A 14,087-nucleotide genomic window follows, 5' to 3' on the forward strand; every position below is an offset into this window, starting at 1 on the left:
GGTGCACAAAAACACTGGCGGGCCCACCCCAAGGGTGAGCCCGCCAGCTCTACACGGTCAACGCCGGCCGCTAAGCATTGAAGCCGCTGACCGTTGAAGGTCAGTGAGCGTTGAAAGTGAATTTTCTGTCCGAACCTTCACCCTCAACACCGACCGTAACAACCTGGCCGGCCACGATCTCTCCGAAGAGGATGCGCTCAGACAGAGCGTCTTCGATCTCGCGCTGGATGGCGCGACGCAAGGGGCGCGCACCGAGCACCGGGTCGAAGCCAAGATCGGCCACCAGGTCGCGCGCTTCGTCGGTGAGCTGCAGGTGCATGTCCTGCGCTTCCATACGCTTGGCCAGCTTCGCGATCATCAGGTCGACGATCTGCTTGATCTGATCCTTGTTCAGTGGCGGGAACACGATCGTGTCATCGACGCGGTTCAGGAACTCGGGGCGGAAGTGCTGTTTGAGCTCTTCATCAACCTTTGCCTTCATACGCGAGTAGTCATGCGTCAGGTTGTCAGCGGACTGGAAGCCCGTCAAAACACCCTTGTTAATGTCCCGCGTGCCGAGGTTCGTGGTCATGATGATGACCGTGTTCTTGAAGTCGACCTTGCGTCCCTGGGAGTCGGTCAGACGACCTTCTTCGAGGATCTGCAGTAGCGAGTTGAAGATGTCCGGGTGAGCCTTTTCAACCTCGTCGAAGAGGACGACAGAGAACGGCTTGCGGCGAACCTTTTCGGTCAGCTGGCCGCCCTCGTCGTAGCCGACGTAGCCAGGAGGAGCACCGAAGAGGCGCGATGCCGTGTGCTTCTCAGAGAACTCGGACATGTCCAGCTGGATCAGAGCATCTTCGTCACCGAACAGGAATTCGGCAAGCGCCTTCGCCAGCTCGGTCTTACCGACACCGGTCGGACCGGCGAAGATGAACGAGCCACCGGGACGATTCGGGTCTTTCAGCCCAGAGCGAGTGCGGCGGATCGACTGCGACAGTGCGCGAACAGCTTCTTCCTGACCGATGACACGCTTGTGCAGCTCATCCTCCATCTTCAAAAGCTTCGTCGTCTCAGTCTGGGTCAGCTTGAAGACCGGGATACCAGTCGACATGGCTAAGACCTCGGCGATCTCTTCTTCCGTGACCTCTGCGATGGAGTCGGATTCTCCGCCCTTCCAGGACGTTTCTTTCTCTTCACGCTGAGCAACCAGGTTGGATTCTTCGTCGCGCAGGCCGGCTGCCTTCTCGAAGTCCTGATCGTCGATCGCCGATTCCTTGTTGCGACGAACTTCGGCGATCTTCTCGTCGAGTTCACGCAACTCCGGCGGAGCGGTCATACGACGAATACGCAGGCGCGCGCCCGCCTCATCGACCAGGTCGATGGCCTTGTCCGGCAGGAAGCGATCAGAGATGTATCGGTCCGCAAGTTCAGCGGCCGCCTTGATTGCTTCATCGGTGATGATGACGCGGTGGTGGGCCTCGTAACGATCGCGCAAGCCCTTCAGGATTTCGATGGTGTCCTCGACAGAGGGCTCGTCGACCTTCACAGGCTGGAAGCGTCGTTCAAGCGCCGCATCCTTTTCGATGTACTTGCGGTATTCGTCGTTCGTGGTCGCGCCGATCGTCTGGAGCTCGCCACGCGCAAGCATGGGTTTGAGCATCTGGGCGGCGTCGATCGACCCTTCAGCGGCGCCCGCACCAACCAAGGTGTGGATTTCGTCGATGAAGAGGATGATGTCGCCACGCGTACGGATTTCCTTGAGGACCTTCTTCAGGCGTTCTTCGAAGTCGCCACGGTAGCGCGAGCCAGCGACCAGCGACCCCATATCCAGGCTGTAGATCTGGCGGTCCTTGATCGTTTCGGGCACATCACCGTGGACGATTGCTTGCGCCAGTCCCTCGACGACGGCGGTCTTACCAACGCCGGGTTCCCCGATCAGAACCGGATTGTTCTTGGTGCGACGCGAGAGGACTTGCATGACGCGCTCCATCTCGACGCGACGACCAATCACCGGGTCGAGCTTGTTATCGCGAGCAGCCTGGGTCAGGTTGCGACCGAACTGCTCTAGAACCGCAGAGTTCTGGCGTTCGTGCGTGGAGGATCCGCCGACGCCCGCGCCGACAGATTCACGTCCTTCACCTTCGCCGCGCTGGTATCCGCTGAGTAGCTGGATCACGTTCTGACGGACCTGGGAAAGGTCAGCGCCACGCTTGGTCAGGACCTGGGCGGCGACGCCTTCACCTTCTTTCAGCAGGCCGAGCAAAAGATGTTCGGTGCCGATGTAGTTGTGGCCGAGCTGCAGTGCCTCACGCAGTGATAGCTCGAAGACTCGCTTTGCTCGCGGTGTGAAGGGGATGTGACCTTCAACCGTCTTTTCGCCTTCGCCAATGATCTCAATGACGGACGCGCGGACGTCGTCATCGTTAATGTCCATCATCGCGAGCGCCTTCGCGGCGACGCCTTCACCTTCGGAGATCAGGCCGAGCAAAAGGTGCTCAGTCCCGATGTAGTTGTGTTTGAGCCCGCGCGCTTCATCCTGCGCGAGGACGACGACGCGCCTAGCTCGGTCGGTAAACCGTTCGAACATGTCATTCCCTTTGCGTCCGGGGACCGCGCCAACACGCGGAGTGATTCTTCAACTGAAACCACACTAAGCGAGCGCACGATTATATGCGCGTTAGTTCGCCATGGGGTGAAAAAGGAATATCGACGAGGCCGATCGGCTCCCGGCTGTTTCAGTTACGCTTCGGATTCCACCAGTACGGTGAACGGGCCATCATTGACCAGCGAAACTTCCATCATCGCGCCGAATTCGCCCGTTGCTACTTCGAGGCCGCGACCTCGTAAATCGGCGACAACCGCATCGACGAGAGGCTGTGCTTCATCGCCCGGGGCGGCATTCACCCACGAGGGGCGACGCCCCTTGCGCGTATCCCCGTAGAGCGTGAACTGCGAAACCACCAGGATCGGAGCACTGAGTTCCGAGGCGGACTGCTCATCACCGAGAATGCGAAGTTCCGCGATCTTACGGGCGACAGTCGCAACCTGCTCCGCGCTGTCTCCCCTTTTCACGCCGAGCAACACCATCAGGCCCGGGCGATCAATCGCCCCGACAACCTGACCGTCAACAGACACGGAAGCGCTGGTCACGCGCTGAATAACCGCGCGCATCAGCGGGCTCCCAACGCGCCCAGGCCACCGATCGGCGACACGTCATGGCGACGCAGATCAGGATTATTCAAATCAGCGCCCGGACGTGTTTCGGGGGACATTGCAGATTTGCCATCAACGGGAACAATCAGTTCCTGAGCTGCAGCAATACCACCCAAGTCGAACACCATCGACGCCGGAACGTTGCGCGCAAGCACCGCCAAAGCAATCGGACCAAGCTCTCTATGGCGAGCAACAGAGGTCACGATACCAACAACTCGACCGTTCGATTCAATGCGAGTACCTACCTCGGGAAGGTCGCCTCGTGAACCATCAAGCTGCAGGAACGTCAGGCGACGCGGCGGACGCCCCAAATTGAGCACGCGAGCAATCGACTCCTGCCCGCGATAGCAGCCCTTATTCGTGTGGACCGCGGTGCGCAGCCAGTCGACCTCAGCCGGAATCGACCGCGCGTCCGTGTCGACACCCAAGCGCGGGCGCCACGCAGCAATACGCATCGCCTCCCACGCAAGGAACCCCGCAGGCTTCCGCTTCGCATCAGTGGCCAGCCAGTCGGTAATAAACTGCTTCGCCCCGTCGCGATGCACAACATGCAAACATATCCGTGAACGCGCGCCCGGATGAGAGCCCTGGAAGTATTCCGTGCCTCCCTCGGTCACGCCCGGCCACGGATCGTTCCACGTCAGCACGAGGCCGGGAAGTCCGGTAGCTGTATCCGTGTCACTGCCCGCGGTCGCGAACACCGTCACGTCAGAGCGCACATCAACCTGCACGCGCAGAGCAAACTGCATCGAACGCAGGAACTCCGCTAGACCTTGGGTGTCATGGCCTTCACAGATCAGCCACGTGTTCTCACCGTCGTCCGCTACTGCAGCCTGGTGCTCAATATGACCCTGAGGATCCAGAACCAGAAGCTCCTTCGAATCCCCCGGGCCCATACCCGTGACAATCTGCGTCGTAATGCTGGTCAGCCACGTCTGACGATCCGCACCAGACACGGTGATGACGCCCAAGTCTGCGCGATCCGTGATCGCGCGCCCCTCTTCCAAGGCCCACTGTTCCCCCAAAGGGTCGCCGTAATGCAGGGCAATCGGCGTCACGGGGATCGCAAAGGTCTGTGGCTCCGCCCCTTCTTCAGGGGTGTCAGCTTCTTGAGCGCGGGTGGCCTGGTCCCCTAGATCGTCGGACGTGAGAATCGCACCCGGCCACGTGGCAAGCGGAGACAGCCACTCGTCAGCAGGCGAATCCGACGTAGTGGAAGAAACGGGGGAATCAGACAAGGAAACCACTCTCAGCCTGGGCGTCAATGCCTTCAACGGCTTCGCCCGACGCGGTGCGCGCCTGCTCGGTACGCATCAAGCGGCCTGAGAACTCAACTCCAGCTTCGCCACCGACAATAGTCTTTTCCTGCGTCCACATGAGCTCACCCGCAACCAGGCCGTACATGCGACCCAGGTGTTCGACCTCTTGCGCCTTCGCGTCACGCGCAATCGCATCCGACACCATCTGCACGCGCGGGCCAACTCCCACGCCCGCCCACAGCACACCAAGACCATTCGTCAAAGCCGAAGTCGCCGTGAACTCGCGCGGCACATACTGACCCGGCGGAGGCAGTTCATCCGTGCCCGGCATCACCGACACGTACATCGTCTCTTCGACCAAAAGCTCACCGCGACCAATGTGTGACAGCCCCTCGGCAGCGTCCCACGTCGGCTCAATCTCAACGCCGGGAGCCGGAAGCCCCTGGTAAATCGACGTGGTGAAACGCATCTGCTCACCACAAATCTCACCGCGCATCTCTTCAATGATCGCAGTATCCGTTTCAGCGCCAGCGGCCATCCCCCAGCCCTTCCACGTACCGAGCATCCACGCGAGAGGAGCAAGAGCAACAGGCAAATCAGCAGGAATAACCATCATGGAAATTAGCCTAAAGGTTTGCGCGCGCCCACGCGATATTTGGATCCGCGACCACCGCGTCAGTCAGCAGTTTCGAGGCTCGAAGCGAGGATTTGGCTCAGATGCCACCGATGCGGATCAACGCGTAAATCGGAATCGCAGCAACCAAGAACTTTGCGCAGGCGCGACCCAGCGCACCCGTCGGCGGGCGACGCGTCGTGTGATCACCTAGCAGACCATCAAGAACCACAATCGTCACACCAACAGCCACACCTTCAAGCAAACCGAAAAGAGCGGCCGCCGGGATCGGACCGATGACAGACGCAAGGCCCGGAAGAATAATCGGCGTCATCTGCGATGCGCGACCGGCAATATATGCGACAACACCAATGATTGCGCCCGAGATCGCTCCCACCGAAAGCGCACCAATCGACTGCGAACGATAGGTGTGGCCAATCTGGTCTCCCCACACAATCAGCGCAATCAAGACCGCGGCAACGGGGATCATCATGCTCCACTGCTCAAGAGAATTCAACGTGATCCACACAGCCGACGCGGCAATCAGAATCAAGGCTCCGATCGCGGAGGCAAGAGTCAAAGAGGTCGGACGCTCATTAGGACGAGTCTTCACTCGGCGTAGCACCATCACATCGGCCTCATCGACTGATTCACCTGCGATAAGAGCTTCCTGAAGAGCCCGCTCACGCTGGCGTTGCGCGATCGTTTCAGCACAATTCTCACCTGTGATAAACGAGTGATTCGTTGGCGTTGGAGCCGTGAAAATCACCGAAGCAACAATCGCAACAACCGACGCCCCAATCACCGGAACGCCATATTTTAAGTCGCCCGTCAGCGCGACCACCATCGGCAGAACAGCTGCCGAAAACGCCAACGCGATAATCGTGAGGGGAGGAAGATCCAGACCGGTAAGCGCACCCCACGTGAAGGCAAGAACAACACCGATCAGAGCAATCAGAGAAGCAAACGTCAAAGACATTGCCGGCAACGTCCACACGACCACGGTCAGAATCGAGAAAAGAAGAACGATGACCGCGGATAAGCGCATACCGGTCGCGATTGACAGGGTTGCCATCGAAAGGCGGTCGCTTAAATCGCGACGCCCTCGATGAGAATGGGGCCTCGAGGCAGGTCGAGTGGGAACAGACTCCATACGATTCATGGTCGCACATTTTGGTGGGATGTCCCACCTCTCCTCCCCTCGCTGGCGAGGCTCGCATTACGTATGCTTGTACGCGCACCGAGTTGTTAAGCCCCGGGCTCCAAACTTTGCCGCTACGAGCGGCCTTCGCGCCGACAGGCGCTTTCGGCTCGGTGTCTAATCGTTGGAAAGTGGCTGCGATGGGTTTCCTGTCGTGGCCACTTTTTCTGTTCCGCCCGTTCCCTGTAGGCCCCTATGAACGCCAAGGGATAAAACAAGGCTGGCCCGGGTGTTTCACCCGGGCCAGGCCTCGTCATTATGATCGCGGACGGTACTGCTAAGCTCACGTCAAAATCAGCGGAGTAGCAGCTCAGTCTGCGCGGGGCGAGAGATCCGCCAAACGGCGGACGGTCGCCAGCGGTGTCAGATCAGCGGGTAGCGGACGATCGTCGCTTCACGACCAGCGCCGACGCCGATCGACTGAATGCGACAACGCGACAGCTCTTCGAGGCGCGCGATGTAATCCTGCGCGTTCTTCGGCAACTCTTCGAAGGTACGGCAACCGGTGATGTCCTCTTCCCAACCGGGCAGTTCTTCGTACACCGGGACAGCGTTCTCGAAACCGACCTGGTCAAGAGGCATTTCTTCCATGCGGACGCCATCGACCTCGTAGGCGACGCAGACCGGGATGGTCGGATAGCCAGAAAGCACGTCGAGTTTCGTCAGGCAGATGTCGGTCAGGCCGTTGATGCGGGTCGCGTAGCGCATGACAACCGCGTCGAACCAGCCGGTGCGGCGAGCACGACCGGTGGTCACACCAAATTCGCCACCTTTGTGACGCAGGGCCTCACCGACCTCATCATCAAGTTCTGTCGGGAACGGGCCTTCACCCACGCGCGTCGTGTACGCCTTCGCAACACCAACAACGCGGTCGATGCGGGTCGGGCCAACACCGGTGCCAGTCAGCGCACCGCCGGCGGTCGGGTTCGACGAGGTCACAAACGGGTACGTGCCATGGTCGATGTCGAGCATGGTGGCTTGACCACCTTCAAAAAGCACCGTGTCGCCACGATCGAGCGCGTCATTCACTTCGAGGGACGCATCGCAGACCATTGGGCGGATGCGATCGGCATATGCGAGCAGTTCTTCAGTGACGGTGTCAGGGTCGAGAGTTTCCATGCCGACGGCTGCGAAAACCTCATTTTTCGGAGCAAGAGCTGCCTCGATCTTCTCGCTCAGCGTCTTCGGGTCGAACAGATCCTGAATGCGGATGCCGACGCGGTTCATCTTGTCCGCGTAGGTCGGGCCGATGCCACGGCCGGTTGTGCCGATCTGATTCTTCCCGCGAGCACGCTCGTTCGCCTGGTCCATCAGACGGTTGTAGCTGGGGATGATGTGAGCATTGGAGGAAATCTTCAGGCGCGAGCAGTCAACGCCACGCGATTCCATTTCTGCCAATTCCTGGAACAGAACATCAATGTCGACGACGACACCGTTGCCGATGATCGGGGTAACACCCTTGGACAGGATGCCCGCGGGCAGCAGGTGCAGCGCGTACTTTTCCCCGTCGATGACGACAGTGTGACCGGCGTTGTTACCGCCGTTGAACTTCACAACATAGTCAGTGTTCTGGCCGAGCTGGTCGGTCGCCTTACCTTTACCTTCGTCGCCCCACTGGGCACCGAGCACGATCACGGCTGGCATGGGTTTCTCCCCGATATTCTTGCTATACGTACGACTGTGGCCGCACCTCGCACCATTCTACCGAGATTTACGCCAGCGCGTGAGCAGTAACAGCAGACACGCTTAACGCATACGCCTTCACGTACGCATGAAGCAATAGAAATCTTACTCCGCCCCTTCATTGGGGGTTTGTTTGGGCGGGCGGCCTCGTCCCCGAAGCGGCTGAGCCTTTGCTTCACGCCCCGCATCCTTCAGCGCGCGACGCAGAATGATCTCAATCTGCGCGTTCACACTGCGCAGATCGTCTGCCGCCCACTTGGACAACGCCTCGTGGACGGCAGGATCTAAGCGCAGAAGAATTTGCTTGCGCTCATTCTTCGGAGTCATTTACTCACCCGGCGATTCGCTCCCCAATACCAACCCAGCAGGTCAGTACAGCGAGCCCGCATTCACGATCGGCTGAGTGCGCTGATCAGAGCAGAGCACGACCAGCAGGTTCGACACCATCTGAGCTTTGCGTTCATCATCAAGCGACACGATGTCATTGTCTTCCAGACGGTTCAGCGCCTGCTCAACCATGGTGACCGCCCCTTCAACGATCTGCTCACGGGCAGCGATCACAGCACCGGCCTGCTGGCGCTGCAACATTGCCTGCGCAATTTCGGGCGCGTAAGCGAGAGACGAAATACGAACCTCGACGATTTCAAGACCAGCCAGTTCGACGCGAGCCGCAACTTCGCGCGCAAGTTCAGCAGAGACGACGTCTGTACCGCCACGTAGCGAGGTTTCGCCCGGGCCGGGCTCGTCATAGGGGTGCGACGTGGCGACGTGACGCAGCGCCGACTCCGCCTGAGCTTTGATGAATTCCTCGTACTGCTCGACTGCAAAGACCGCGCGCGCCGTGTCAGCAACCTGCCACACGACGATCGCCGCAATATTCACCGGATTACCGTCGGAATCGTTGACTTTCAGCTCGCTCGTCTCGAAGTTATGGACCTTGACGGAGACCTTCTTGCCATTCGTCAACGGTGGTACCAGCACCAGGCCCGTCTTGCGAACCGTGCCAACGTACTTGCCGAAGAACTGGCGAACCGAGGTCTGGCCAGGAGAGACGACCGCCAAGCAGGGCATCAACACCATGACGAGGAGGAACATGACCGAACCGGAGACTATTCTTGCGACACCGCCCGCTTCGCCAGCGTCATCCGCGATCGCACCTGTAACGAACAGGTAGATCGAGTAGCCGAAACCTGCGAGCAGGATCAAGGCCATCGGGAAGGCGATCGCCGATCCGAGTGCCGGCGCCTTCTTTTCCGCAATATTCACGCGCGCTTTTGCTTCAGCAAACGCATTATCAGCTACGCCTTTGACGTTGATGTGCTCTTCCTGAGCCACCGAGTGCGACATCAGTTCTCCTTTGCGACTCGCGCCAGCCGGTCGGCTAGCTCCACACGAGTGCGATATCAATATGATATCTATTTTTTAATCCGCGTCAATAGCATGTTTTTGTTTGGATACAGTGGGCGGTCTCGTGCATCATTCACGATCGCGTACTATCGACAATTCGCGAGGCCACGCGCGCAACGCCAGCCGAAAATGGGTGCTCACGCAGAATGCGTGGCACATCTGGTCAGCTGAAGGCAACCCGGATGAGCGCTCAGGAAAGAAAAGACGTACAAGGCGACGAAAATGGGCTTTCAACTGGGAAAACATCGCCTTACACGACAAAAACCGACGCCTGCCACCACCCGCACTCCGCCGAGCACCCACACATGCCTCATGCTCGCGCTCTTACGTAAGGGAAAACACGGGCACGACGAAAAAGCTGGCGACACCTACCTCAGCTGGCATCACCTACCTCGCCAGGCAATGCCTACCGTAGTTGACGGTTACCTCACTTAACCGCGGCAGCCTCCGCGCGGACGGAGGCGACCTCGTACAGGGCAATGCCGGTTGCGACGGCGGCGTTCAACGATTCGACCGCGGACGAGATCGGGATGGACACAATCTGGTCGCAGGTTTCGCGGACCAGGCGGGACAGGCCCGCCCCTTCGGCGCCGGTGACAACGACCAGCGGCGCATCGGCGAGCTTCAACCCGCGCAACGACGCGTCTCCCCCGCCGTCAAGGCCGATGACGAACATACCGTTCTTCTTGCATTCCTCGAGGGCACGGACCAGGTTGGTTGCACGCGCGACGGGAACTCGGGCGGCTGCGCCAGCAGAGACCTTCCACGCGGTGGTGTTGACACCTGCGGAGCGACGTTCCGGGATAATGACACCGTCGGCACCAAATGCTCCGGCAGAACGGAGAACTGCGCCCAGGTTGTGCGGGTCGGTCACTTGGTCGAGCGCGACCAGCAGGGGCGTTCCAACCTTCTGGAAGGATCCGACGATCAGGTCTTCGACGTGCGAGTATTCGTATCCGCGCACCTCAACGGCTACGCCCTGGTGGACTGCGCCCTCAGTTGCGACGTCGAGGTCGCGACGGGTGACCTCGAAAACAGGGGCCCCCATGTGGGTGGCGAGGCGGATGACCTCTTCGACGCGGTCGTCTTTCACATTGTCGAGCACGAAGACACGTTCAATCGGCACGTTGGCGCGGACAGCTTCGGCGACGGGGTTGCGACCGGCGATCAGTTCGTGGCCGGGTGCGACCTTGATGGATGACTTGGCGCGTGCGCGCGCGATCGCTGCTTCCCGAGCTTCGCGTGCTTCCCGCTGGATCTTGCGCTTGTACGCGGGATGGTAGGTCCGGTCTTCAGCCTTCGGGGTCGGCCCCTTACCTTCGAGCCTACGACGCGAGTGCCCGCCGGTGCCGACTTTCGCGCCCTTCTTCGATCCGGGTTTGCGCACTGCGCCGCGACGACCGTCGTTTCCCGCCATGAGTTTCACCTATCGTTCGTTGGTCTCGCCTCCCGGCGAGCAGTTCAGATAGCAAGCCTATCGGCTCCCCGACTGTTTTCCCGCACGATATCGCCATTTGCGGTAGGTATCACGGCGCACTTTCTCTTGTTCACCAATTGACGAGGCCGAGAACGCCAGCGATTTCCAGCTTTCGCTCCGATTATCGGCCTTGGCAATTCCTCGCGAGAAACGTGCCTGCGATCAACGGAAGGTCAGGCGAGTTTCCAGGTTGCTCCATCACGCCCGTCAGCGACTTCGATTCCTGCGTTCGCGAGGCGGTCGCGAAGAGCGTCTGCGCGCGCCCAGTCCTTTTCGGCGCGAGCCTGCGCACGTTCTTCGATGACGGCCTGAACGAGGGTGTCGAGCGCGTCGTGTTCGCCAGATCCCGCACCTCCAGCTGTTCCAGCGGAGCCTAGTCCGCTTCGCCACTGCTCGGATGCGGGGTCAAGTCCAATGACATCAAGCATGGAGCGCACCAACTGCTGTTCACGTCGGACCGCTTCGGTGTCGCCCGCTTCGATGGCAACGTTGCCGGCCTTCATGTGCTCGTAAATGACGGCAAGCGCTCCGGCCACGTTCAGGTCATCGTCCATTGCGGTCACGAAGCCCTCGGGTAGTTCGGACGCAGGCAGTGCAATTTCGGAAGCGGGAACCTCGTCTGCAATCGCAATCGCGCGTTCCACGAAGGCGGAAAACTTCGCCCATGCAGCGGCAGCAGCTGGCATGGTTTCAGGGCCCCACTCAATTCCACTGCGGTGATGAACGGTCGAAAGCGCCCACCGAACGGCAGCAGCCGGATGCTCTGCAGTCAGAGCGTCGATGGAGAGCACATTGCCCAGCGACTTCGACATTTTTTCGCCCTTCATGGTGACCCACGCGTTGTGAACCCAGAGGCGCGCGAATCCCCAACCTGCTCCGTGTGACTGCGCTTGTTCATTCTCGTGGTGCGGGAATCGCAGGTCGATTCCACCGCCGTGAATATCGAATTCGTCACCCAAATAGCGCCGCGACATCGCAGAGCATTCGAGATGCCAGCCCGGGCGGCCTCGTCCCCACGGAGAATCCCAAGCCGCAGTTTCCGGCTCGCTTGCCTTGGCTGCCTTCCAGAGCGCAAAGTCGCGAGGGTCGCGCTTGCCCGCTTCCACGGCGGCGTCGATCTGCGCCTCGTCTTCGGTGGTGCGCATGTCGTCGAGCTTCTGGCGGGTCAGCGACCCGTAATCGTCCTGGCTGGCAACGGAGAAGTAGACGTTGCCCTGGCCGTCGGCGTAGGCGTGCTCGCGCTCGATCAGGCGGTTAATCAAGTCAATCTGGTCCGGAATATGCCCGGTCGCGTGAGGTTCGTAGGTCGGTGGCAGAACACCGAGGGTCGCATACGCTTCGGTGAATTCGCGCTCGAAACGCTGCGCCCACGCCCACCATTCAACGCCCGCGTCGGCGGACTTGTTGAGGATCTTGTCATCAATGTCGGTGACGTTACGGATGTAAGTGACGTCCAGACCATTGCGCTTCAGCCAACGAATCAGCGAGTCGAACGCGACGGCCGCGCGCAGGTGTCCGACATGCGGCGCACCCTGCACCGTCGCGCCACACAGGTAAATCCCCACTTTCCCCGGGTTTACAGGAACCAGTGGCTGCAGGGTGGCGGACTTCGAGTCGTACAGGTGAAGCGTCATAGTGCCATGCTACCCGCGTCGGCTCCCACGGTACGAGGCCGCCTCCACTTTTAGGACTGCGTAACGCGACGAAAGGGCGGGGTGGCACAGGGGACAGGCGTTTCGGAAGCTCAGTTTCTGGGCGTGATCTTTTCTTCGATCAGAGCACGCAGGGCGTCGGCGTCGTTCGGCAGGCTCACGACGCGTTGCTCGCCACCCTCAATATCGGCGAATCGGGCGGGAACGGTGGGTTCATGGCCGGTTGCCTCGCGGATCGTGTCGGCAAACTTCACGGGAAGCGCAGTTTCCATGACGACGGTCGGCCCGCCCAGGCGCGGTGCCCACTGGCGTGCGACGTGCATGCCGTCCGCGGTATGCGGGTCCAGCAGGTAGCCGTCGTTTTCTTCGGTGAAGAGAATCTGTTCCAGGCGGTGAGCATGGTTTGAGGTGCCCGACACGAAGCCGTAGTTTTCGCCAAGGGCGGCAAATTCTTCAGTGCCGGACAGATCGAAGAAGCCGTCCGAGTTCAGGACCTCGCCGAACAGCTGAGCGGTACGCTCCCCGTCGCGACCAAGCAGGTCGAAGATAAAGCGCTCGAAGTTGGATGCCTTCGAAATATCCATCGACGGCGACGAGGTTGCCAGTGTTTGAGCCGAAGAACGAACGCGGTAGACACCGGTGCGGAAAAACTCGTCAAGAACATCGTTCTCGTTCGTGGCCACAACAAGCGTTCCCAGTGGCACACCCATCTGTCGCGCCACATGGGCTGCGCAAATATTGCCGAAGTTGCCCGAGGGAACGACGACGTTCACTCGGCAATCCAGGTCGAGGCCACCGTCCGCACCTCGTGCCACCTGCAACCAGGTCGCGACGTAATACACAACTTGGGCGAGCAGGCGCGCCCAGTTGATCGAGTTAACCGCGCCCAGATGCCATTTCGCCTTAAAGTCAGGGTCCATGTTGACCGTCTTCACCAAGTCCTGACAGTCATCGAATACGCCCTCAACTGCGACGTTCACAATGTTGTCGTCCAGCAGAGAGAACATTTGCGCGCGCTGGAATGCTGTCATGCGTCCGGCCGGAGTAAGCATGACGACCGACAGGGCATTCCGGCCTCGTAGCGCGTACTCGGCAGCAGAGCCGGTATCACCACTGGTCGCACCCACAATCGTCAGCCAATCTCCACGGCGGTCGAGCTCGTACTCGAAGAGTTCGCCAAGCAACTGCATCGCCATGTCCTTGAACGCTGCCGTCGGGCCATTCGACAGGTGCGACACCCAGACTCCGGACTGGAGGTGCGTAACCGGAACGATCGCCGGGTCGCTGAACGCGGGCGTGCGGTAGGCGCGAGCGGTAATCGCCTTCAGGTGCTCGGAGGGAATGTCGTCAATGAACAGTTCAAGAACGCGGGCAGCGAGCGCCGCATAGCCTTCATCTGCGAGGACTCGACTGAGTTCTTCGAGGTCTGTCGCGCCCAGTTGCGGGTAGCTTTCAGGCATGTAGAGGCCGCCGTCGGGAGCGAGGCCCTCAAGAAGGATGTCGCTGAACGAGCGCGCGTTGTCGGCCGAAGATTGGCGAGTCGAAATGTACCGCATGCGCCGATCCTATCGGGGTCAGGCTGTCGTGCGAGCTCCGTCCC

11 protein-coding genes are annotated in these 14,087 nt (G+C 60.2%); all 11 read right to left on the reverse strand.

The window, feature by feature from the left end; all coding sequences use genetic code 11:
• Positions 1 to 100 precede the first annotated feature (100 nt).
• The 11 genes from QP381_RS05135 to thrC all read right to left on the reverse strand — a co-directional run bounded on the left by QP381_RS05135 (position 101) and on the right by thrC (position 14,043).
• Complete coding sequence (locus QP381_RS05135; RefSeq protein ID WP_103633146.1) at positions 101 to 2,569, reverse strand: ATP-dependent Clp protease ATP-binding subunit; 2,469 nt, start codon at positions 2,567 to 2,569, stop codon at positions 101 to 103.
• A gap of 152 nt (positions 2,570 to 2,721) precedes the next feature.
• Complete coding sequence (dtd, locus tag QP381_RS05140; protein ID WP_103633147.1) at positions 2,722 to 3,153, reverse strand: D-aminoacyl-tRNA deacylase; 432 nt, start codon at positions 3,151 to 3,153, stop codon at positions 2,722 to 2,724.
• On the reverse strand, positions 3,153 to 4,442 hold the full coding sequence (gene ygfZ / locus QP381_RS05145; RefSeq protein WP_285068017.1) for a CAF17-like 4Fe-4S cluster assembly/insertion protein YgfZ: 1,290 nt from the start codon (positions 4,440 to 4,442) through the stop codon (positions 3,153 to 3,155). The genes dtd and ygfZ overlap by 1 nt, the downstream gene beginning before the upstream one ends.
• Positions 4,426 to 5,070 carry an FABP family protein gene (locus tag QP381_RS05150; RefSeq protein WP_006680745.1) on the reverse strand — a complete coding sequence of 215 codons (645 nt, stop codon included), beginning with the start codon at positions 5,068 to 5,070 and terminating at the stop codon, positions 4,426 to 4,428. The genes ygfZ and QP381_RS05150 overlap by 17 nt, the downstream gene beginning before the upstream one ends.
• A 97-nt stretch (positions 5,071 to 5,167) precedes the next feature.
• Positions 5,168 to 6,142: a hypothetical protein gene (locus QP381_RS05155; protein WP_219811012.1), complete on the reverse strand. Its 975-nt coding sequence runs from the start codon at positions 6,140 to 6,142 to the stop codon at positions 5,168 to 5,170.
• A gap of 489 nt (positions 6,143 to 6,631) precedes the next feature.
• Positions 6,632 to 7,912 carry an adenylosuccinate synthase gene (locus tag QP381_RS05160; RefSeq protein WP_103633149.1) on the reverse strand — a complete coding sequence of 427 codons (1,281 nt, stop codon included), beginning with the start codon at positions 7,910 to 7,912 and terminating at the stop codon, positions 6,632 to 6,634.
• Between the two features lie 144 nt (positions 7,913 to 8,056).
• Positions 8,057 to 8,278 (reverse strand): hypothetical protein, encoded by a 222-nt coding sequence (locus QP381_RS05165; protein ID WP_103633150.1) that lies wholly within the window; start codon positions 8,276 to 8,278, stop codon positions 8,057 to 8,059.
• 42 nt (positions 8,279 to 8,320) lie between these two features.
• Complete coding sequence (locus QP381_RS05170; protein WP_103633151.1) at positions 8,321 to 9,298, reverse strand: SPFH domain-containing protein; 978 nt, start codon at positions 9,296 to 9,298, stop codon at positions 8,321 to 8,323.
• Positions 9,299 to 9,785: 487 nt separating this feature from the next.
• Entirely contained in the window at positions 9,786 to 10,775 is a 990-nt protein-coding gene (rlmB, locus tag QP381_RS05175) for a 23S rRNA (guanosine(2251)-2'-O)-methyltransferase RlmB (RefSeq protein WP_285068018.1), read from the reverse strand.
• A gap of 233 nt (positions 10,776 to 11,008) precedes the next feature.
• Positions 11,009 to 12,469 carry a cysteine--tRNA ligase gene (gene cysS, locus QP381_RS05180; RefSeq protein ID WP_103633154.1) on the reverse strand — a complete coding sequence of 487 codons (1,461 nt, stop codon included), beginning with the start codon at positions 12,467 to 12,469 and terminating at the stop codon, positions 11,009 to 11,011.
• 110 nt (positions 12,470 to 12,579) lie between these two features.
• Positions 12,580 to 14,043 (reverse strand): threonine synthase, encoded by a 1,464-nt coding sequence (thrC, locus tag QP381_RS05185; RefSeq protein ID WP_285068019.1) that lies wholly within the window; start codon positions 14,041 to 14,043, stop codon positions 12,580 to 12,582.
• Positions 14,044 to 14,087: the final 44 nt, after the last annotated feature.

The organism is Pauljensenia sp. UMB6358, assembly GCF_030216865.1.
In the GTDB taxonomy this organism is placed as follows: Bacteria; Actinomycetota; Actinomycetes; order Actinomycetales; family Actinomycetaceae; genus Pauljensenia; species Pauljensenia turicensis_A.